Annotated in this window: 19 protein-coding genes; 14 read left to right on the top strand and 5 right to left on the bottom strand. The window is 66.7% G+C overall.

Annotated elements, in window-relative coordinates:
- Positions 1 to 24 precede the first annotated feature (24 nt).
- The 3 genes from AC5P8C_RS01425 to gspH are packed head-to-tail and all read right to left on the bottom strand — an operon-like array spanning position 25 to position 1,441.
- Complete coding sequence (locus tag AC5P8C_RS01425; protein ID WP_019659860.1) at positions 25 to 639, bottom strand: prepilin-type N-terminal cleavage/methylation domain-containing protein; 615 nt, start codon at positions 637 to 639, stop codon at positions 25 to 27.
- Positions 636 to 998, bottom strand: a complete 363-nt coding sequence (gspI, locus tag AC5P8C_RS01420; RefSeq protein WP_019659859.1) for a type II secretion system minor pseudopilin GspI — start codon at positions 996 to 998, stop codon at positions 636 to 638. The genes AC5P8C_RS01425 and gspI overlap by 4 nt, the downstream gene beginning before the upstream one ends.
- A complete protein-coding gene (gene gspH, locus AC5P8C_RS01415; RefSeq protein WP_019659858.1) occupies positions 995 to 1,441 on the bottom strand; it encodes a type II secretion system minor pseudopilin GspH in 447 nt (148 codons plus the stop codon). Before gspH ends, gspI begins: the two co-directional genes overlap by 4 nt.
- Positions 1,442 to 1,556: 115 nt before the next feature.
- On the opposite strand from gspH, the gene AC5P8C_RS01410 reads away from it, so the two are divergent.
- The gene (locus tag AC5P8C_RS01410; RefSeq protein ID WP_019659857.1) at positions 1,557 to 2,006 is read left to right on the top strand and encodes a general secretion pathway protein; all 450 of its coding nucleotides are present in this window, start codon (positions 1,557 to 1,559) and stop codon (positions 2,004 to 2,006) included.
- A 90-nt stretch (positions 2,007 to 2,096) separates the two neighbouring features.
- On the opposite strand, the gene AC5P8C_RS01405 is transcribed toward AC5P8C_RS01410, so the two are convergent.
- Positions 2,097 to 2,429, bottom strand: a complete 333-nt coding sequence (locus AC5P8C_RS01405; protein ID WP_495218388.1) for a hypothetical protein — start codon at positions 2,427 to 2,429, stop codon at positions 2,097 to 2,099.
- Between the two features lie 201 nt (positions 2,430 to 2,630).
- On the opposite strand from AC5P8C_RS01405, the gene AC5P8C_RS01400 reads away from it, so the two are divergent.
- The 6 genes from AC5P8C_RS01400 (at position 2,631) to AC5P8C_RS01375 (ending at position 9,414) form a co-directional block, all read left to right on the top strand.
- Positions 2,631 to 4,247, top strand: a complete 1,617-nt coding sequence (locus AC5P8C_RS01400; RefSeq protein ID WP_019659856.1) for a ShlB/FhaC/HecB family hemolysin secretion/activation protein — start codon at positions 2,631 to 2,633, stop codon at positions 4,245 to 4,247.
- 38 nt (positions 4,248 to 4,285) lie between these two features.
- Positions 4,286 to 6,070 (top strand): DUF2341 domain-containing protein, encoded by a 1,785-nt coding sequence (locus tag AC5P8C_RS01395; RefSeq protein WP_019659855.1) that lies wholly within the window; start codon positions 4,286 to 4,288, stop codon positions 6,068 to 6,070.
- 10 nt (positions 6,071 to 6,080) lie between these two features.
- The gene (locus AC5P8C_RS01390) at positions 6,081 to 6,494 is read left to right on the top strand and encodes an ExbD/TolR family protein (protein WP_019659854.1); all 414 of its coding nucleotides are present in this window, start codon (positions 6,081 to 6,083) and stop codon (positions 6,492 to 6,494) included.
- Between the two features lie 39 nt (positions 6,495 to 6,533).
- Entirely contained in the window at positions 6,534 to 7,199 is a 666-nt protein-coding gene (gene tolA / locus AC5P8C_RS01385) for a cell envelope integrity protein TolA (protein ID WP_019659853.1), read from the top strand.
- 42 nt (positions 7,200 to 7,241) lie between these two features.
- Entirely contained in the window at positions 7,242 to 8,987 is a 1,746-nt protein-coding gene (locus tag AC5P8C_RS01380; RefSeq protein WP_019659852.1) for a putative porin, read from the top strand.
- A 97-nt stretch (positions 8,988 to 9,084) separates the two neighbouring features.
- Entirely contained in the window at positions 9,085 to 9,414 is a 330-nt protein-coding gene (locus tag AC5P8C_RS01375; protein WP_005416760.1) for a hypothetical protein, read from the top strand.
- Positions 9,415 to 9,508: 94 nt separating this feature from the next.
- On the opposite strand, the gene AC5P8C_RS01370 is transcribed toward AC5P8C_RS01375, so the two are convergent.
- Positions 9,509 to 9,907, bottom strand: coding sequence for an OsmC family protein (locus tag AC5P8C_RS01370; protein WP_019659851.1), 399 nt, complete (start codon positions 9,905 to 9,907; stop codon positions 9,509 to 9,511).
- Positions 9,908 to 10,098: 191 nt separating this feature from the next.
- Between AC5P8C_RS01370 and AC5P8C_RS01365 the strand changes: the two genes are divergently transcribed.
- The 7 genes from AC5P8C_RS01365 to AC5P8C_RS01335 all read left to right on the top strand — a co-directional run bounded on the left by AC5P8C_RS01365 (position 10,099) and on the right by AC5P8C_RS01335 (position 18,636).
- Positions 10,099 to 10,599, top strand: coding sequence for an RNA polymerase sigma factor (locus AC5P8C_RS01365; RefSeq protein WP_019659850.1), 501 nt, complete (start codon positions 10,099 to 10,101; stop codon positions 10,597 to 10,599).
- 85 nt (positions 10,600 to 10,684) lie between these two features.
- Positions 10,685 to 11,641 (top strand): FecR family protein, encoded by a 957-nt coding sequence (locus AC5P8C_RS01360; RefSeq protein ID WP_019659849.1) that lies wholly within the window; start codon positions 10,685 to 10,687, stop codon positions 11,639 to 11,641.
- A gap of 182 nt (positions 11,642 to 11,823) precedes the next feature.
- The gene (locus AC5P8C_RS01355; protein ID WP_495218264.1) at positions 11,824 to 14,943 is read left to right on the top strand and encodes a TonB-dependent receptor; all 3,120 of its coding nucleotides are present in this window, start codon (positions 11,824 to 11,826) and stop codon (positions 14,941 to 14,943) included.
- A gap of 27 nt (positions 14,944 to 14,970) precedes the next feature.
- Positions 14,971 to 15,726 (top strand): Slam-dependent surface lipoprotein, encoded by a 756-nt coding sequence (locus AC5P8C_RS01350; protein ID WP_019659847.1) that lies wholly within the window; start codon positions 14,971 to 14,973, stop codon positions 15,724 to 15,726.
- 59 nt (positions 15,727 to 15,785) lie between these two features.
- Positions 15,786 to 16,550 (top strand): Slam-dependent surface lipoprotein, encoded by a 765-nt coding sequence (locus tag AC5P8C_RS01345; RefSeq protein WP_495218263.1) that lies wholly within the window; start codon positions 15,786 to 15,788, stop codon positions 16,548 to 16,550.
- 90 nt (positions 16,551 to 16,640) lie between these two features.
- Positions 16,641 to 18,095 (top strand): surface lipoprotein assembly modifier, encoded by a 1,455-nt coding sequence (locus AC5P8C_RS01340; protein ID WP_019659845.1) that lies wholly within the window; start codon positions 16,641 to 16,643, stop codon positions 18,093 to 18,095.
- A gap of 136 nt (positions 18,096 to 18,231) precedes the next feature.
- On the top strand, positions 18,232 to 18,636 hold the full coding sequence (locus AC5P8C_RS01335; protein WP_019659844.1) for a response regulator: 405 nt from the start codon (positions 18,232 to 18,234) through the stop codon (positions 18,634 to 18,636).
- The last annotated feature ends 9 nt before the right edge of the window (positions 18,637 to 18,645 follow it).

The following is an 18,645-nucleotide window of genomic DNA, read 5'->3' as shown; positions in this document are numbered from 1 at the left end:
TGGATGCCTTGCCTGGGAAGAATCCTAAAGCTCCAGCACCCGCCGGTAACTCAGCGGCCCACGCCCATCGCGCAGGCCCAACCGCAGTTCAAGTCCGGTGGCCGGCATTACCTCGCCTTCGCTCGGCAACACGGCCCATCCCGTTCCTGGCTGCCAGGCCCGCACCTCGAACCGCTGTACCTCGCGCGCCACGGCAATGCCCTTCGACAGATCCGGCGCCGGCAGGGGATACCGATCCGTCGCTGCGCCGCTGGCCCGCCAAAGCGTACTTCCCTGCCGCCACCAGCGCACCCGCTGCCAGCGCAGCCCATCGCTGCCGACACTGCGGGTGATCTCCAGCGCGAAGCTCCCATCCGGATGCCGCTCGCTCACCAGCGAAGGCGGCAGCAGCCGCTGCGGTTGATCGGCCGGCCGCACGGCACCATTCATCAACGCATCGTCTGCGCGCATTTCGATATCACGCTGGAACTGCTGCAGCACGCGCAGCGTCGTCGTGGTCTCGGCATCGGCCTGGCGCAGGCGCTGGTCGCTGTTGGCCACGCTGTCGAGCGCCCGCCAGCAGATCAGTGCCAGTACGCCCATGATGGTGATCGCAATCATCACCTCGATCAGGGTGAAGCCGCGGACGGCGCGCCTCATTGCGCCGCCGTCCATGGCAACTGCATCCGCGCCAGCGACTGCCGAGGAGCGTCCTCGGCAACCACACTCAGTTCCAGCTGCGGCTGGCCATCGTTGCCCGTGCCCAGATGCTGAAGCACCAGGAAGCTGCTGCGCCCCTGCACACAGCGTTGCCGGGCATCCTGCGGTGCCTGTCCGCTCAGGCGCAGTTCCTGCCAGCGATCCTGCGCACACAACAGTGCCAGGCGACGATCACGCAGCCGTGACTGATCGTCGGTCGCCACTGCCACCGAGCGCATCACCGCCGCCAGTGCAATCGATACGATCGCCAATGCGATCAGCACTTCGATCAGGGTGAATCCGCGCGCCGCCTGCTTCATTGCACGACCTGCAACTGTCCGCTGCCATCATCACGAAGGCGCAGTTTGCGACCCTCCAGCGACAATCCAAGCTCCCAGGCGATACCGATCCACTCCGGGCTCAGCTCAATGGGGTTGGCGGGCTGCACCGCAATGCCCGTTGCCTGCCACTTCTGCGGACGCAGCAGATCATCGTGTTCAACGGTCACCCAACCGCTGCCTTCGCGGCGGCTGAAACGATAGCCGTTGGCGTCGGCCTCCCAACGCAGGGGGCGGCCATCGATGCGCGCCTCATCGCGCGCCACCTGCAGGCGCTGCGCCAACCGCTCGGCTTCCTGCCGCAGCTGCCGGCCCGGGTCGAGCAGGCTGCCCAGGCCCAGCCCGATTCCGGCCGTGCAGATGCCGATGATCACCAGCACCACCATCAGTTCCAGCAGGGTGAAACCACGCGGCACGCGCTGCATCGACGTTGCCTCCTGTCCGGGTCGATACCTGCCAGCGTAGGCCGGCATGATGAAACAAAAGCGTCAGCCACAGCTGCTAGCGTGGGCGGACACGAACGTGGCGGTGGTGCGGAACATGGATGGCAGGCGCTGGGATCGCAATCGCATACTGACCCTGCTGGCGGCGACGCTGCTGCTGGCCGTGGTGGCCTATTGGGGTGTCACCCTGTCTGCCGTGGCGCCAGCGGCCGCGGCCAGCGAGGCGAAGGCCGTGGCGCCGGTACGGCCGATGTTCGATGCAGTGGCTAGCCTGCCGCTGGTGCGGCTGCTGTCCCCCGGTGCAGTGCAGACCGAGGTGGTGGTGCTGGGCGTGATGGCCGGTGACCATGCGCCATTGGCCCTGCTCTCGGTGGATGGACGCCCGGCGGAAGCGTATGCGCCCGGCCAACGGCTCGGACCTTGCACGGTGCTGGCCAGCATCAGTGCCAGCGCGGTGGAACTGAACCAGGCCGGGCAATCGCGCAGCCTGCCGGTGCCTGAGCTGCCGCCGGTGCCGACCGATGGCATCGTGCCGGCCGCACTGTAGAGCCGAGCCTACGCTCGGCAGCTCCTGCGCGGCATCGCCGATGAATGCAAAGACAGCCGAGCATGGGCTCGGCTCTACAAAGGCGCTGGCTCAGCGAGCCGGACGCTGCGGTACCACCGAACGACCAAAGGCATCGCCCATGCGCTGTCGTGTGCCTTCCAGGTTGTACTGCATCAGTTGGTTGCCGGGCTGCCGCATCAGGCGTTCGGCCTCCGGCAGCGCCGGTGATTTCGCCGTTTTCGATGCCGGCGCAAGTTTGCGCTGCAGGCAGTCCCAGGCCGGAATACGCTCGCCATTGACCTGTACTTCGATACAGGGCGCGGCGCCTTCCTGCTTCTTCGCCTCGTCGGCGCGAAGCGGGGCCAACACCAGCAACGCAAGGGTGAGGGCGGCACGCAGTTCCACCATCAATGATTCACGCATCTCGAATCTCCCGCAGCAATCGACGTTCTGCAATGAAGACGTGTGGCGAAGGCAGGGTCCGCCTGCGTGCGTTGCGGCGCTGTCAAAAGATGACAGTGCTGTCATAAAACTGTTGGCGGTTTTGACGCGACGTGCACGTCCTGTTGGTAGACCCACGCGCCGCTCCATGGCCATTACCTTCGATACGACGCGATGCCTTCGATGACTCCTGTTCCGTGCCGAGCCGTCCGCCTTCCCTTGCGCCTGCATCCCCTGGTGCTGGCCCTGGCCGCGATGCCGCTGCCGTTGTTCGCGCAGGAGGCAGCGCCTGCGCCCAGCGTGAACATCAATGAATACATCGTGCGCGGCAATACCGTGCTCGATCCGCGCCAGATCGAGCGCGCGGTCGAGCCCTTCCTCGGCCCGGGAAAGACCCTGGCCGATGTCGAGAAGGCACGCGATGCAGTCAATGCGCTGTACCAGCAGGCGGGCTACCAGTCGGTCTACGTGGAGCTTCCCGAGCAGCAGGTCAGTGGTGGCGTAGTGCTGCTGAAGGTACAGCAGACACCGATCGGCCAGCTGCGGGTCGTGGGAACGAAGCACGAATCGCCCGAGCGCATCCGCGAACGCGTACCAGCGCTGGCGGAAGGCAAGGTGCCGGACTTCGACCAGGCCCAGAAAGAACTGACCGCGCTGAATGAGGGCGGGCGTCGCCAGGTGATGCCGCTGGTGCGCGAAGGCCAGGTGCCGGGCACGATGGATGTGGACCTGCAGGTCGAAGAAAAGTCGCCGTGGCGTGCCAGCGCGTCACTCAACAATGACCACAGCGCCGACACCGAGAAGCTGCGCCTGAGTGCATCGCTGGCCTACGACAACCTGTGGAAGCGCGGGCACAGCGCCAACATCGGCGTGTATCTGGCACCGGAAGACACCAAACAGGCCAAGGTGTTCTCGGCCTCGTACACGATGCCGTTTGAAGGTACCCCATGGAGCCTGGAAGCGTCTGGCTACAAGTCCGACAGCCGTGTGCTGAACGCAGGTGGGCAGGGCGGCGCCGGCAGCGGTACCAATGTGATCGGCAATGGCCATTCAATCGGTGTCAAGCTGAATTACCGCCTGGCGGGCAGCAGTCAGTGGTGGCGCCAGCTCAGCCTTGGTGTGGATTTCAAGGACACCGAGGAAGATACCCAGATGGGCAAGGACAGCCTGAAGACGCCGCTGAAGTACGCGCCTATCACGCTGGCCTTCGTGGGCGTGCGCCAGGGCGAGCAGGATCAGCTGAGCATCAACACACAGCTGGTTGCCGGCACCCGCCGCCTGTTCGGCTACGGCAGCGACGCCACCGCCTTCGGCCAGAAGCGCTATTGGGCCGACCCGAGCTTCGTGGCCTTCAAGGCCGACGTGGCCAACACCCACACCTTCGGCAATGACTGGCAATGGTACGCACGTGGCTCGCTGCAGGTAACCGACGCGCCGCTGGTGTCGGCCGAGCAGTTTGCCGCCGGTGGCATGTACACCGTGCGCGGCTATCTGTCGGCCGAGGCGATCGGCGACTACGGCGGCCTGGCCAGCCTGGAATGGCGCACCCCGGCGTGGTCGCTGTGGAGCGGCACTGATCTGCGCGTCTACAGCTTTGCAGATGCGGCCTACCTGCGCCTGCGCCAGCCGCTGCCCGAACAGCGCGACAAGTACAACCTGGCCTCGGTCGGCCTGGGCGCGCAGATGCGCCTCGGCGAACACCTGCAACTGCGCCTGGACTACGCCTGGCCTTATGCCGATGGCCCGGTCACGCGCAAGGACGACCCGCGCCTGCATTTCAACATCAGCACCAGTTACTGACCCTTCCCTTGAACATGCGTTCTCCGGAGACCCTTCGCATGGACCGTTTGCTTTCCCGAGTGTTGTTGCTGCTGGCCGCGCTGGTTGCGCTGCCGGTCGCTGCGGCCGATGCCAATTGGTGGCAGGCCGAATGGAAATACCGCAAGCCGATCACCGTCGACGCCGGCCCGCAGGGCGCGGGCCTGGCCGGTGACCCGGGTCGCACGCCGCTGCTGCTGCGCCTGCATACCGGCAACTTCGGTTTCGACGGCACCCAGGACGCGGGCAACGACCTGCGCTTCGTCTCGGGTGATGGCCGCACCGTGCTGGCCCACCAGATCGAACAGTTCGATCCCAAGCTGGGCCTGGCCCTGGTCTGGGTGGACGTACCGGCGGTCAGCGCCGCAGCACCGCAGACGATCTGGATGTACTACGGCAACGAGAAGGCCCCGGCCAGCGGCAATGGCCAGCAGGTGTTCGACCCGGACTACACGCTGGTCTACCACTTCGCCGAGGCCAATGCGCCGGCACGCGACACCACCGCTTATGGCAACAATGCCGGTGCCGTGGTGCCGCCATCGGAAGGCTCGGTGATCGGCCGCGGCGTTCAGTTGGGTGCAGCCCCGCTGCCGCTGCCGGCCAGCGCATCGCTTGCGCAGGAGGCGGGCGCGCCGCTCACTGTTTCGGCCTGGATCAAGCCAGGCAGCAACAACGCTGCACAGGCGATCTACGCCCGTCGCGACGGTGCTTCCGAACTGGTGCTGGGCATCGAAAACCGGGTGCCGTTCGTGCAGCTCAATGGCCAGCGCAGCACGCCGGCGCAGCCGATTCCGGAAGGGCAGTGGGCGCATGTGGCGCTGACTGCGGAGAAGGGCGCACTGCAGTTGTACCTCAATGGTCGCGTGGTCGCCCAGCTGAGCGGCGAGCTGCCGGCGCTGACCACCGCGCCGGTGGTGGGCGCTGATGCGCCGGGCGCGGTGCAGCCGCTTGCCAATTTCGAGGGCGCACTGGATGAGCTGCGTATCTCGCGCGTGGCACGACCGGCGGCACTGCTGCTGGCCGATGCCACCGCACAGGGCGCCGACTCGCGCCTGATCAGCTACGGTGCCGACGAGCAGTCCGCCGGGCAGAGCCACTTCGCCTTCATCCTCAAGGCGATGCCGTTCGACGCCTGGGTGGTGGTCGCTATCCTCGGCCTGATGATGCTGCTGTCGTGGGCGATCATGATTGCCAAGGGGCGGCACTTCGGCCGTACCAGCAAGGCCAATGCAGTGTTCACCGAGAGCTTCGGCAAGCTGTCCGGTGTGCCGCTGCGCACCCTGTCCGACATGGACCGCCAGGGCAAGGCACCCACCGCGATGCACGACGGTTCGCTGTGGCGCATCTACCAGGTGGCCATCGATGAAATGCAGCAGCGCCACCAGCGCGATGGCAACAGCGGTTACCTCAGTGGCGCCACCATCGCCGCGATCCGCGCCTCGATGGATGCGGTGATGGTGCGCGAGCAGGAAGCGATGGCACGGCGCATGAACTGGCTGTCGACCACCATCGAAGGCGCGCCGTACGTGGGCCTGTTCGGTACCGTGATCGGCATCATGCTGGTGTTCGTGGTGGCGGCGATGGCCGGCGCGGTGGACATCAATTCGGTGGCACCGGGCATGGCCGCGGCGCTGCTGTGTACCGCAGCCGGCCTCGGCGTCGCGATTCCGGCGCTGTTCGGCTACAACTACCTGGGTGCACGTGCCGAGGCGATCGGCGCCGACATGGCGGTGTTCATCGACGAGTTCGCCGCGCGCCTGGCCGAAGAGCAGGACGGGCGCGGCCCGGCCGCGGTCCAGGGCTGAGGGGCGCGCCATGGGCCAGAAGGCGAAGTTCGGCATCAAGAAGCGCGAGAAGGGCATCAACGTAACGCCCTTCGTCGACGTGCTGCTGGTGGTGCTGGTGATCTTCATCCTGACCAGCAACGCCTCCATCCCCGGCATCGAGGTGAACCTGCCGAAGGCCAGCAACAGCGTGGCGCTGGAAAAGGCGAAGACCAAGGCGATCACCATTGACCCCAGTGGCCAGGTGTTCCTGGATGCATACCCGGTGACGATGGCCGAGCTGGAAGACCGCCTGCGCACCGAGCGCGCGACCACGCCGGATTTCCCGGTGATCGTGCGCGGTGATGCGCAGGTGCAGTACGCCCGTGTGGTCGAGGTGCTGGACCTGCTGCGGCGGCTGGAGCTGGCCCAGGTCGGGCTGGTCACCGGCAAGGCGCAGGGCTGAGGCATGACGGCCCATCAATCCCCTCGGCCGGAGCCCGGCATGCGCGGTCGCCAGTTGCTGGTGACCATTGCACTGGTACTGGCCGCCTTGCTGGTGCTCGGCATCGCCGTGTGGTGGATGCTGTTCAAGGACACCGCCAGCACCCGCCGGCCGGTGGTGCAGCCGCCGATGCTGGCATTGCCGCCCCCCCCTCCGCCGCCGCCACCGCCGCCGGAAAAGCCACCGGAGCCGGAGACGCCGCCGGAAGAAGCGATGCCAGAGCCGGAACCTCTGGATCCACCAACGCCGGCTGAAGAGCCAACGCCAACGCCGGACAACGCCGACCCGGTGACGATGAATGCTGATGCGCAGGCCGGCGGTGACAACTTCGGTATCCAGTCCGGCAGTGGCGGCGGCTCGTCCGGCGTCGGCCGCGGTGGTGCCGGCAATGCCACCTACGGGCGCTACCTCGGATACCTGATGCAGCAGGCGATCTCGCGCGACGACAAGGTCAAGCGCCTGGCGTTCCAGCTGCAGGTGAATGTGTGGCTGTCCAACGATGGCCGCCTGGAAAAGGTCGAGCTGGTGCGCGGCAGTGGCAACGAGGAGGCCGACGCGGCCGTGCTCGATGCGCTGCGACGCATCGGCAAGGTCGACCAGGCACCGCCGCCGTCGCTCGATTTCCCCGCCCGCGTGCTGATCCAGGGCCGCCGGCCCGGGGCCTGATTCCCGACCTCCGTGATTTCCCTTCTTTCGATGAGAACCGTGATGAACGACCACGTCCGCGCACGAACCGACTCCCGCTGCTCGCGCCCGGCCAGACGGGCGCTGCTGTGCTGCGCCGTGCTGCTCAGCCTGGCCGCCCCGGCCGGTGCGATGGCCGCAGAAACCACCATGGTCAAGCTGATCAAGGGCCTGATCGCCAGTGGCGCGCTGAAGCCCGAAGACGGCCAGGCATTGCTGGTGCAGGCCGAGGCTGAAGCAGCGGCCGCGTCGCGCACTACGACCACCGCACCTTCGGCCGCCAGCGGTGGCGTGGCCCTGGAGGCCGGCGACGTGCGCGTGCCCTACGTGCCGCAGAGCGTGCGCGACGGCATTCGTGACGAAGTACGCCAGGACGTGATGGCGCAGGCCAGGTCCGAGGGCTGGGCGGCACCGAACGAAGTGGCTGAGTGGACCAAGCGCATCAAGGTCACCGGTGACATGCGCGTGCGCAGCGAGTCGCGCTTCTTCTCCGAACGCAACAGCGACATCGTGAGCAACTGGTCGTCGATCAATTCCGGCAACGGCTTCGACACCAACACCAACACCAACCTGCAGCTGCCGCCGCTGCTGAACACCCGCCAGGACCGCCGCAACCTGTGGCGCATCCGCGCTCGCCTGGGCATCGAGGCGACCATCGGCCAGCACACCACGGCCGGCGTGCGCCTGGCCAGCGGCAGCAGCAATGGCCCGGTGTCAACCACCGAACAGCTGGGTGGTGGCCTGAGCAAGAAGGACGTGTGGCTGGACCAGGCCTGGCTGGCCTACAGCCCGGCCGATTGGGTGACGGTGCGCGGCGGCCGCTTCGGCAATCCGTTCTGGACCAGCGATACGCTGTTCTCCAACGACCTGAACTTCGACGGCCTGGCCGCCAACCTGAAACACGACTTCAACGGGGGAGATCTCGAGCTGTTCGGCAACCTTGCGGTGGTACCGCTGGAGTACACCTCCGACAGCTCGCCCAGCCAGAGCCGGGTCAAGACCCCGAACGAGAACAAGTGGCTGTCCGGTGCACAGGTCGGCATGAACTGGCGCTTCAACGACGACAATGCGCTGCGTGCCGCACTGGGCTACTACGATTTCAAGAACATCAGCGGCCGCCTGTCCTCGCCGTGCGCGCTATATGCGGGCGCGGTGGGCTGCGATACCGACTGGTCGCGCCCAGCGTTCATGCAGAAGGGCAATACCCTGATGCTGATCCGCGACATCGCGCGCAATCCGCTGGACCCGGCCAACACGCCGACCCCGCAGTATGTCGGCCTGGCCTCGGCATTCCGCCTGGCCACGCTCAACCTGCGCTGGGATACGCAGCTGGCCCAGGGCATCGGCCTGCGCCTGGATGGCGACTACATCCGCAACCTGGCCTACGACAAGCAGGCCATGTTCAGCCGCGCCAACAACGGCATCGTCAACAACTACGGTGCCGGTGGCGCCGCCAGCATCGATACCTTCCGCAGTGGCGACACCGCCTGGATGGTGCAGGCCACCTTCGGCGCCACTGACCTGAAGGAGAAGGGCCAGTGGCAGGCGCTGCTGGGCTACAAGCATATCGAGGCCGATGCGCTGCCGGACGCGTACAACGACCCGAACTTCCACCTCGGCGGCACCAACGCCCGTGGCTACTACGTGGGCGGCGCCTACGCGCTGGATGCGCGCAGCTGGATCAGCGGCAAGTGGATGGCGGCCAAGGAAGTGTCCGGTGCTCCACTGTCTATCGACGTGTTCCAGCTGGAGTTCAATTCCGGGTTCTGAGTGACGGCGTGATGTGGATCACGTAGTGCGTGGCGGGGGCGCAGTGATGCGCCCGTCTAGGGAAAGGAGACCACGCGTTGCACATAAGGAGGAGTGGATGAGCCGTCGCAAGCTGTTTGAAAGTTCCGAACCGTCCAGTCGATCGCTGGGCATCGGCCCGGCCTATGTCTCGGTGGAGGGGCTACGCCAGCACTTGGCGGAGTTCCTGCTGTATGCAGGCCGGCCGGTGGTGATCATGCGCGGGCGCAGCGAAGTGGGTTACTTCCTGCCGGCGCGCTGCTGGCGCCAGCGTGACGACGATCCGCTGGCGGCGGCCGCCGCCGACCAGCTGTTGGACGCGGCCGGGTTCCAGGCCGAGGATATCCAGCAGGTGGAGCAGGAATTCAACGCGATGCGCCAGCGCACCGTGCTGCATTCACGGCGCTGAGCGGAATGTAGAGCCGAGCCCACGCTCGGCTGCATGCTGCGGAGCCGAGCATGGGCTCGGCTCTACAGGAGATCCACGCCATGCGTGGATGGGGTTACGCTGCAGCCCCACGCTCACTGGAGATGCGTGCACCTTCGCGCATCACCAGGGTCACCGGGGTCTTTTCCACCACCTCCAGCAACCGCTGCCACTGCGCATCGCTCAGCTCGGCGCTGGCATGCAGCACGCGGTGCACGTGGAAGCGTCCATCCGCGTCACGTTCCGAGCGCAGCTCGGCATGGAATTCGCCCAGCTCCCAGCCCTTGCGCTGCGCGTACATGCGCAGGGTGATGGCGGTGCATGCCGCCAGCGAGGCCAGGTACAGGTCGAACGGTGCGAAACCCCTGCCCTGGCCGCCCAGCGAGGCGGGCTCGTCCGCATCCACATCGAAGCTGCCATTGCTGATGTGGTGCAGGTAGTTGTCGGCGGTCGAAACAATGCGTGCGTAGGCCATCGGGATCTCCTGTTGTCTGTAGGGCCGAGTCATGTTCGGCCAATCCCACTGTGGCGTCGAGCCATGCTCGGATCTGCCCTGCATGGATGATGTGGGCGGCGGCGGCTTGCCGCCTGCGGCCGCGCAGCCCACAATCCACGTCCGGACCGTCGCCATCACGCCCATCATTCCCCGGTCCGGCCTTGGCACCTATGTCTCCCAATGCCCTGGCGCTGGTCGAGTTGCTGATCCGCGAGCGCCGTGCGTTGTCTCGCTTCATCGCGCGCTATCTCGACCCGGCCAGTACCGAGGACACCCTGCAGAACCTGTACCTGAAGGCCAGCAGCGTGCCCGGCGATCCGCCCATCCTCGAGCCGCGCGGCTATCTGTACCGGATGGCCTACCACCACGCGCTCAACCGCAGCCAGTCCGACGCCCGCGAGCGGCGTGCGATGGCCGAGTACGCCCTCGACATGGCCGAGGCCAGCCGCGATGGCGAGGCGCAGGCGCTGGACCAGGCGCAGCTGCGCGAGATCACCCAGACCATCCTCGCGCTGCCGGCCCAGGTGCGTGAGTGCTTCGTGCTCAACCGCTACCTGGGCCTGAGCGAGCGCGAGATCGCCGCCAGGCTGGGTATTTCCAAGAGCCTGGTCGGCAAGAATGTGCTGCGCGCGGCGCTGTTGATCCAGCAGCATCAGCAGGGAGTGCAGTGATGAGCTGCGATTGCCGTGGGCAGATCGCGCCCGCCGTTGTCACAACAGGAAGGCGCACCCGTTCGTGGTGCGGCAGGCCACAACCATGAACACGTCCGAACCCTCGCCGCGTCAGGCCAGGCAGGCGTTGCGCTGGGTGATCCGGTGCAGTGCAGGCCCGCTGCCGGAACGCCAGCAACGAACCCTGCAGCGCTGGCTGCAGGCCGACCCTTGCCATGCGCTGGCCTGGCGCCAGCAGCAGGCCTTCTGGCAAGGCTTGGATGCCGCCGGGCCGGAGGTGCTGGCCGCGCTGCCTGTGCTGACGGCTGATCGCGAAGGGTTGCGCCCGATCGCACCGCGCCGCCGCCTGCCGTGGCTGTTGGCCAGTGCCGCCGCCGTGGTACTGGTGGTCGCGGCCGCACCGCAGGCGTTGCTGCTGGCGCGCAGTGACCTGCGCAGCAGCGATGCACCGCGCGTGGTGCAGCTGGAGGACGGCAGCACCGCCGCACTCGATGCGGGCACCGCATTGGCGGTTGAGTTCGATGGTCAGCGGCGGCACCTGCGCCTGCTGCGCGGCCAGGCCTGGTTCCAGGTGGTGCATGAACAGCGACCGTTCCAGGTCGAGGCCGGCGGTGGCCAGATCCGTGACATCGGCACCGCCTTCAGCCTGTCGATGCGGGACACCACGGTCGTGACCCAGGTCAGCGAGGGCGTGGTCGATGTTCGCCCAGGCGATGGCAGCGTGCAGCGCCTGCATGCCGGGCAGGCACGGGTGTTCCGTGACGGTCGCTGGCTGCGGCCGGTGCAGCTGGAAGATCTCGAGACGATGGCGCCGTGGCGGCGTGGCGAGGTAGTGATCGACGATCAGCCGGCCGCGCAGGCCATCGCCGACCTGGCGCGCTACCGTCGTGCACCGGTCTGGGTACTGGGCGGGCAGGGCGCGGACTTACGGGTCAGTGGCCTGTTCCACCTGCAGCAATCGGAGACCGCCATCAATGCGGTGGCCGCGCAGGCAGGACTGCGTGTGCAGCGCTTGCCCGGCGGCGCGCTGGTGGTGTGGTGAGGCTCGCGCAATGCCCGGATGAACCGGTCGCATAAAAAAAACATGAAAAAACCGTGGGCAATCGCCACATCGCGCTGTCTATAGAGGTATAGCCAGAGCGAAACACCGTTTCTCCTCAAGCCAGACATGCCACCGGCACCGGATGTGCCCGTGGTTCCGCCACGCTTGAGGAGTTCCTGTCCATGCCGTCCACGGCATCCGCCTGTCATCGTCGCGTCACCGCCCTGGCCCTGGCCATCTCCACTGCATTGCTGCCGCTGGCCTGGGCGCCGGGCGTGCAGGCGCAACCGGCGGTCGTCGCGCCGTTGCGCCAGTACACGATTCCGGAACAGCCCCTGGCCGACGCTGTGCGTGCCTTTGGCCGCCAGGCTGATGTGCAGGTGGTGTTCCGCAGTGACCTGGTGGAGGGCCGCCGCTCCAGTGCGGTGAAAGGCGAGTACAGCCAGATGCAGGCGCTGCAGCAGCTGTTGCGCGGGAGTGGCGTGCGCGCACAGCGCGGCATGGACGGCACTTGGAGCCTGCGGGCCGCAGTGGAGGCGGGTGAAGGGGAAGGGGTGCGGGTAACCGAGACTCTGGACGTGGCCGGTCGCCTGCAGTCGGAACGGGGCGAGGCGCGTGATCGGCGCGGCTACGATGATGTGTTCGCGCTGGACCTGACCACGGCGTATTCGGGGCGCGACCGGGTGGAGCGCTACCGCGGCTCCAACCCGGCCGACGTGGTCAAGGATCTGGTCGGTGTGTTCAGTGGCGATGCGCGCAACAGCGGCGCGCTGGACATCAACATCCGTGGCATCCAGGGGCCGGGGCGGGTGCCGGTCAGCATCGACGGTAGTGAGCAGGCGCTCACGGTCTGGCGCGGCTACAACGGCGTCAGCAACCGCAATTACATCGATCCCAACCTGATGGGTGGCATCCAGGTCATCAAGGGGCCAGGGCTGGTGCGCAATGTGCACAGCGGGATCGGTGGCGCGCTGGTGATCAAGACCATCGACGTCGATGACATCGTGGAAGCGGGTGAGCGCTTCGGCGGGGAGCTGAAGATCGAAGGCAGCAGCAATGCGGTGGCGCCACGCCTGCCGCGGCTGCACACCGGCGAGGATTACCGCACCGTGCCGGGGTTTCCGCAGGGCTCGCCGAACTCGCCCTACGATGACCGCACCCTGGTGGTGCCGGTGAAGTCGCGCAGTGGCAACAACCCCCTCGATGGCGAGGACCAGGCCTGGCGCCTGGCGCTGGGCGTGCGTGGCGACAACGTCGACCTGATGGCCGCCTACGCCTGGCGCAAGCGCGGCAACTACTTCTCCGGGACCCAGGGCAGCGCCTACTACGACCAGGACCGGCGCGAGCAGTTCGAGTACCAGGGCATCGACTACATCACCACGCTGGCGCGCTACTTCAAGCCCGGCGATGAAGTGCCCAATACTTCCAGCGAACAGGAGTCCTGGCTGGTCAAGGGCAGCTGGCAGATCAACGATGACCAGCAGTTGAAGGCGACCTGGCGGCGCACGCTGTCGCACTACGGCGAGATCATGCCATCGCGCATCCTGTCCGCGCCGGACTATGGGCGCATCCAGTGGCCGCTCAGCCGGGTTGCGTCCGATGCCTGGAACCTGGAGTACCGCTTCCAGCCGGCCGGCAGCCGCTGGCTGGACCTCTACGTCAACCTGTGGCGCACGGAGACAGACAGCGATACCTACACTGCAGGCGGCTTCCCGAACTTCGCGCCAGGCAACCCGGCATGGAACCCGGACGCCAGCCCGATCCTGCGCAACACCGCGTTGGCCAATGCGCGCAACGACCGCACCGGCCTGACCCTGAGCAACCGCTTCGCGCTGCATTCGACCCTGGACCTGACCGTGGGTGGCAACTGGCAATACGAAAAGCTCGGCTCGCGCGACCCGTATTTCGGCCCGTCCGACGGCTGGCGCATGTACCCGCGTGCCGGCCGTCGCCAGGAGGGCGAGGGCTACCTCACGCTGGAATGGCGTCCGGTCGACTTCCTGACCCTCAATGCCGGCGTGCGCTACAGCCGTTACTGGGCGTTCGACGACTTCCTGCAGGCCCACCCGGAACTGCAGACGACCTCGATCGTGCCGCGCGAAGCGCAGTACCGGGTGAATGAACTGCCGCCGCGGCCGGACAGCCTGCAGGGCGAGATCGACGCACTCGAGAGTGAGCGGGAATTCTGGGACAGCATCGGCATGGGCTGGATCGTCGATCAGTCGCTGGCCGACCTGCTGCGCAAGTACGAGACACCCAGGGAGGTCCAGCACGGCATTCCCTGGTTGCCCGATGCAAACGGCAACTACAGCCGAGCCACCAATCCCTGCATCAACGGCCAGGTCGCCGCCATCCCCGGGCTGCTGCCGATGGTCCTCGGCACCGACATCCGCTGCAGGATCGGGGGCGGGGCGATGCAGTCGGTGGCCGGGCGCAACGAACGGCACCGCGATCACGCCTGGTTGCCGACGTTCTCGGCGACGGTGCGTTTCTCGCCGGCCGCTCGTGCCTATCTGCGCTACAGCGAGGCGGTGCGCTTCCCCAGCATGTTCGAAAGCACCATTGCGTTCTCCAGCAGCCTCAATCCGCTGTATCCACTCAAGCCGGAGCATGCCTACAACTACGAGCTGGGGTACGTGCACAACCTTTCCGGGCTGTTCGGCAACACCGCCGATGCCGACGTCAAGCTGGCCTATTACGTGCACAAGACCCGCAATGTCATCGAGCGTGATGCGTACTTCATGTTCGACAACATCGACAAGCAGACCATCCGCGGCATCGAGCTGCAGGCGCGCTTCGACAACCGGCGCTTCTTCACCGATCTGGGCATCAGCCGCATCCTTGAAAACGAAGTCTGCGACGAAAGCTCGGCGGTATGGCTGGATGCGGACCAGGGGCGGGTGCCCAACTGCGTCCAGGATGGCTTCGTCAGCGGCTATCTGCTGACCCAGGCCACGCCGAAGCTGTCGGTGAACTGGTCACTCGGCACCCGTCTGTTCGATGAGCGCCTGGAGCTGGGCAGCCGCATCGTGCACTACCAGCGGCACGACAATCCGGACCTGCAGGCCTACCGCGACTGCCTGATCGCCGGGGGCAGCAGCCTGCTCTGGCAGAACGTGCCCTTCACCTGGGGAAACATCACCACGGTGGATGCCTACGCCCGCTGGCGTTTCAACCAGCACGCCAGCGTCGAGCTGGTCGGCAGCAATCTCGGCAACCGCTATTACGTCGACCCGGCAACACGCTCAACGCTTCCAGCACCGGGCCGCACGATCAAGCTTGGCATCACCGCACGCTTCTGAGTCCGCATTCGACAGGGAGAATTAACCGTGAAACAGCCCCGCACCCTTGTACTTTCGATCGGCCTGCTGGCTTCCATGCCGGTCATGGCTGCCGACATCGCTGGCGGGCAGAGCCCGGCCCAGGACGGCGTCCATTACATCAACGCAGGCGAATCGACACTCAATGCCGGTCCGCACCGTTCCGGTCGCGCAGGCATTTCGTTGGGGCCGTATGCCAACGCGGCGCGAGTGGACGTCGCCGGCCTTGTGCCCTACGCCACCACGGTGGTGCGTGGCGCAACCACGGTCCGCACGCTGGACCCGGACGCAGGCCTGCCGTTCGCCACCGCTGGCGTGGGCCACTTCAGCTTCGTGCAGGTGGGTAATGCAGATGTCTGGTTCGGTGAATGGTCATCCAGCGGCGCGCAGGCGGGCTTCAATCACCGCCAGGTGTTCTTCGTCGGTGACCGTGCCGGTACTTCGCTGCCAGCAGGCATCGTGACCTACACCTTGGCTGGCATCAACCGCTTTGATGGCAGCGGCGTGCTGGAAGGCGCACTGCGGGCGAATTTCGATACCGGCACCGTCACCGCCGGCCTGGTCGGGACCGGATACAGGCTCGCCGCGAGCGGCACGCTGGATCGCGCCACCGGTGCGTTCAGCGGTTCGGCCATCGCCAATGGTTCGATCATCGGTACCAGCAGCGGCCAGTTCTTCGGCGCCGGTGCCAGTGCGGTGACCGGCATCGCAACCTTTGCCGGCAACAGCCAGTTCGATACGTCCTTCGGCGGTCAGCGCAACTGATCCGCCGCCGTTCCTTTTTGTGTTGTACCCGTAGTTCCCTCAACCCAAGGAGCAATACCATGAAAATGATCAACAGTTCCCTGTTGGCCGTCGCCGCTGCACTGGCCCTGGCCGGCACTGCGCAGGCGGCCGACATCGTCGGCGCTGCCAGCCCGGCGACCGATGCGCAGTTGTACGTCAAGGTGGGTGCGTCGGAAGTCAACGGCGGCCCGCACTCGGCCGGCAAGGCCGGTATCGGCGTTGGCACCGTGTCCAATGCCAAGCCGGTCGATTTCCAGGGCCTGGCGGCCTACTCGGCCCCGACCACCGTCAATGGTGTCACCGTACGCACACTGGCCATGCCGATCACCGGTACCCCGGGCAGCCATTCCGGCATGGGCCACTTCAACTTCGTCAAGGTCGGCAGCGGCGATGTGTGGTTCGGCGAGTGGTCCAAGGATGGCGCCGCTGGTGGCTTCAACAACCGCCAGGTCTATTTCGTCGGTGACCGTGCCGGCACCACGCTGCCGGCCGGCGTGGCCACCTACAGCGTGGCAGGCCTGAACAAGTTCAATGGCAGCAACCTGCTGTCGGGTACGTTCCGCGCCAACTTCGGCAATGGCACCCTGCTCGGTGGCCTGAGCGGTGGCGGCCTGTCGATCAACGTCAACGCCAACATCAACAGCGCCAACGCCTCGTTCGCCGGCACCGCCACCGCCAACGGCAGCGTTGCCGGCACCACCCAGGGCCAGTTCTTCGGCGCCAACGCGGCCACCCTGGCCGGTATCGCCACCTTCAGCGGCAACAGCCAGTACGACACCGCCTTCGGCGGCAGCAAGAACTGATCGCCACGCCCCTGACGGGGCAGGGCAGGGACAAGCCGCGATCCGCCAGTCCCTGCTTCGGCCCGCTGCATGCACCACCACGGATCGACCATGCGCCATTCCATCTTCCTTGTCGTACTGCTGTTGGCTGCCACCGAGGTGCGCGCCCAGCAGGACGATCTTCGTCGTGTGCTTGAACAGGGCACTGAGCTGCGCCACCAGCAGCAGGACCAGCAGCGCCTGCAGCAGGCCGAGTCGGAGCGGCCAACCATCACCATCGACGGCCAGACGCTGCGCGTGGAGCGCACCGTCGATGATCTGGGCCAGGCTCTCTACCTGTCTCTGCAGCATCAGCAATGGCAGGCCGCCGCTGCGTTTCTCGACGAGTACATCGAACTGCCTGGGCATGACCCCCTGCTGCGCCACCATGCGCAGGGAGCGCTGGCACGGGTGGCCGGCAACCATCGTCGCGCGGCGATGGAGTACGAAGCGCTGCTGGCGGCGCAGCCGGATTTCCTGCCGGCCCGCCTCGAGCTGGCACGTGTCTATGCGGAAGACCAGCGCGATCGCGATGCGGCCGCGCTGTTCACAGCCATCGCTGCAGGCATCAATGCCGATGATCCGGCCACGGCCGGCGTCCGCGCGCGCGTGGACGGTTACCTGAGTGCCCTGCAGGCGCGCCAGCGTTGGAAAGGCGCGTTGTCCGCCGGCCCGGCATGGAGTGACAACATCAACCGCAGTTCGGCCAGTCGCACCTGCCTGTTCGGCGTGGGCGACGCCTGCATCATCGAACGGAAACTGCCGGACGCCCAGCGCGCGGCGGGCCTCGACTACGACGCCAGCCTGGAACGGCGCTGGGTGCTCGGCGGGCATCATGGGCTGTACGTGCGCGGTCTCGCCTTCGGCCAGGCATGGCGCGGGCACAGTGCGTACAACGAACTCAATGCCAACGTGCAGGCGGGTTACAGCTGGCGTAGTGCACGGCAGACCGTGATGCTCGCCCCCAGCTATGACTACCAGGGCCTGGGCAACCATGCGCTGCAGGGCGGCAGCGGCGTGCACGCGGAATGGCAGTACGCCCTGGATGCACGCAGCCTGCTCAAGCTGGAGGCTGACTGGAAGCGCCAGCGCTATCGCCAGCAGGGCCTTGCCAGCAACTACGACGGCGAGCTGGCATCGCTGTACGCCACCTGGTTCCGCGCGCTCAATCCACGCTGGACGGTCTTCGCCGGGCTGGATGTCACCGACAGCAGCGCAGCCGACCCGGCCAACGGCTACCGCCAGCGCGGCCTGCGGCTGGGCGCGGCGCGGCAGTGGAGTGGCACCACGGCCACCGTATTCGTGTCGCTGCGCCAGCGCGACTACGACACCTGGAGTCCGTTGCTGGAGGCGCGCAGGCAGGACGACGAACAGAACCTGATCGCCATCGTGCGCAGCGAGCGCTTGGCCGTGGCCGGGCTGGTACCCAGCCTGAGCCTGCGCTACGCGCGCATCGACAGCAACGTCGGCTGGCTGTACAGCCACGACCGCAGCCTGCTCAGCCTGAAGTGGGAACGGGCCTTCTGAACGCGGCGTTGCAATGCCGCGGTGAACGCGCCGTGGCCGCGACCTTCATCCATCATCACGCGCTCTTGTAGCCCGGTTCGCGCATCCTGCGGGCGTTGCGGCAGAGGTGGGCCGCGTGTGTCGAGGAGCGCCGGTCGTGCTGGAAGCGGGCAACAAACCAGAGGGCCTGAAAGGGCTGCGTGTACTGGTGGCGGAGGATGAATTCGCCATCGCGATGTTCCTGGTCGACTATCTGGAGCTGAAAGGCGCACAGGTGGTGGGGCCTGCCGGTGACCTGCAGGCGTTGGGGCAGCTGGTCGATACCCATCCCATCGATGTGGCGCTGCTGGACATCAATCTGGGCGGCGAACAGGTCTATCCGTTGGCCGACCGGCTGGCCGAGGCCGGCACCCCGTTCCTGCTGACCTCCGGCTACGACGACAACCTGCCAAGCCGCTTCGCCAGCGCGCCGCGCTGTACCAAGCCGTATCACATTGAAGCCCTGGTGCAGCAGCTGGCCGGGCTGGTGGCGACGCCGCAGGTCTCTGCGGGCATCGCCTGATCGCGCGGC

The sequence above is a fragment of the Stenotrophomonas sp. YJH_SMC_46 genome (assembly GCF_059370315.1).
This window is presented reverse-complemented; position numbering and strand designations above follow the sequence as displayed.

Bases quoted from the DNA above. Each gene is read 5' to 3' on its own strand.
- AC5P8C_RS01425 (WP_019659860.1), bottom strand. From the start codon at position 639: ATGAGGCGCGCCGTCCGCGGCTTCACCCTGATCGAGGTGATGATTGCG.
- gspI (WP_019659859.1), bottom strand. From the start codon at position 998: ATGAAGCAGGCGGCGCGCGGATTCACCCTGATCGAAGTGCTGATCGCA.
- gspH (WP_019659858.1), bottom strand. From the start codon at position 1,441: ATGCAGCGCGTGCCGCGTGGTTTCACCCTGCTGGAACTGATGGTGGTG.
- AC5P8C_RS01410 (WP_019659857.1), top strand. From the start codon at position 1,557: ATGGATGGCAGGCGCTGGGATCGCAATCGCATACTGACCCTGCTGGCG.
- AC5P8C_RS01405 (WP_495218388.1), bottom strand. From the start codon at position 2,429: ATGCGTGAATCATTGATGGTGGAACTGCGTGCCGCCCTCACCCTTGCG.
- AC5P8C_RS01400 (WP_019659856.1), top strand. From the start codon at position 2,631: ATGACTCCTGTTCCGTGCCGAGCCGTCCGCCTTCCCTTGCGCCTGCAT.
- AC5P8C_RS01395 (WP_019659855.1), top strand. From the start codon at position 4,286: ATGGACCGTTTGCTTTCCCGAGTGTTGTTGCTGCTGGCCGCGCTGGTT.
- AC5P8C_RS01390 (WP_019659854.1), top strand. From the start codon at position 6,081: ATGGGCCAGAAGGCGAAGTTCGGCATCAAGAAGCGCGAGAAGGGCATC.
- tolA (WP_019659853.1), top strand. From the start codon at position 6,534: ATGCGCGGTCGCCAGTTGCTGGTGACCATTGCACTGGTACTGGCCGCC.
- AC5P8C_RS01380 (WP_019659852.1), top strand. From the start codon at position 7,242: ATGAACGACCACGTCCGCGCACGAACCGACTCCCGCTGCTCGCGCCCG.
- AC5P8C_RS01375 (WP_005416760.1), top strand. From the start codon at position 9,085: ATGAGCCGTCGCAAGCTGTTTGAAAGTTCCGAACCGTCCAGTCGATCG.
- AC5P8C_RS01370 (WP_019659851.1), bottom strand. From the start codon at position 9,907: ATGGCCTACGCACGCATTGTTTCGACCGCCGACAACTACCTGCACCAC.
- AC5P8C_RS01365 (WP_019659850.1), top strand. From the start codon at position 10,099: ATGTCTCCCAATGCCCTGGCGCTGGTCGAGTTGCTGATCCGCGAGCGC.
- AC5P8C_RS01360 (WP_019659849.1), top strand. From the start codon at position 10,685: ATGAACACGTCCGAACCCTCGCCGCGTCAGGCCAGGCAGGCGTTGCGC.
- AC5P8C_RS01355 (WP_495218264.1), top strand. From the start codon at position 11,824: ATGCCGTCCACGGCATCCGCCTGTCATCGTCGCGTCACCGCCCTGGCC.
- AC5P8C_RS01345 (WP_495218263.1), top strand. From the start codon at position 15,786: ATGAAAATGATCAACAGTTCCCTGTTGGCCGTCGCCGCTGCACTGGCC.
- AC5P8C_RS01340 (WP_019659845.1), top strand. From the start codon at position 16,641: ATGCGCCATTCCATCTTCCTTGTCGTACTGCTGTTGGCTGCCACCGAG.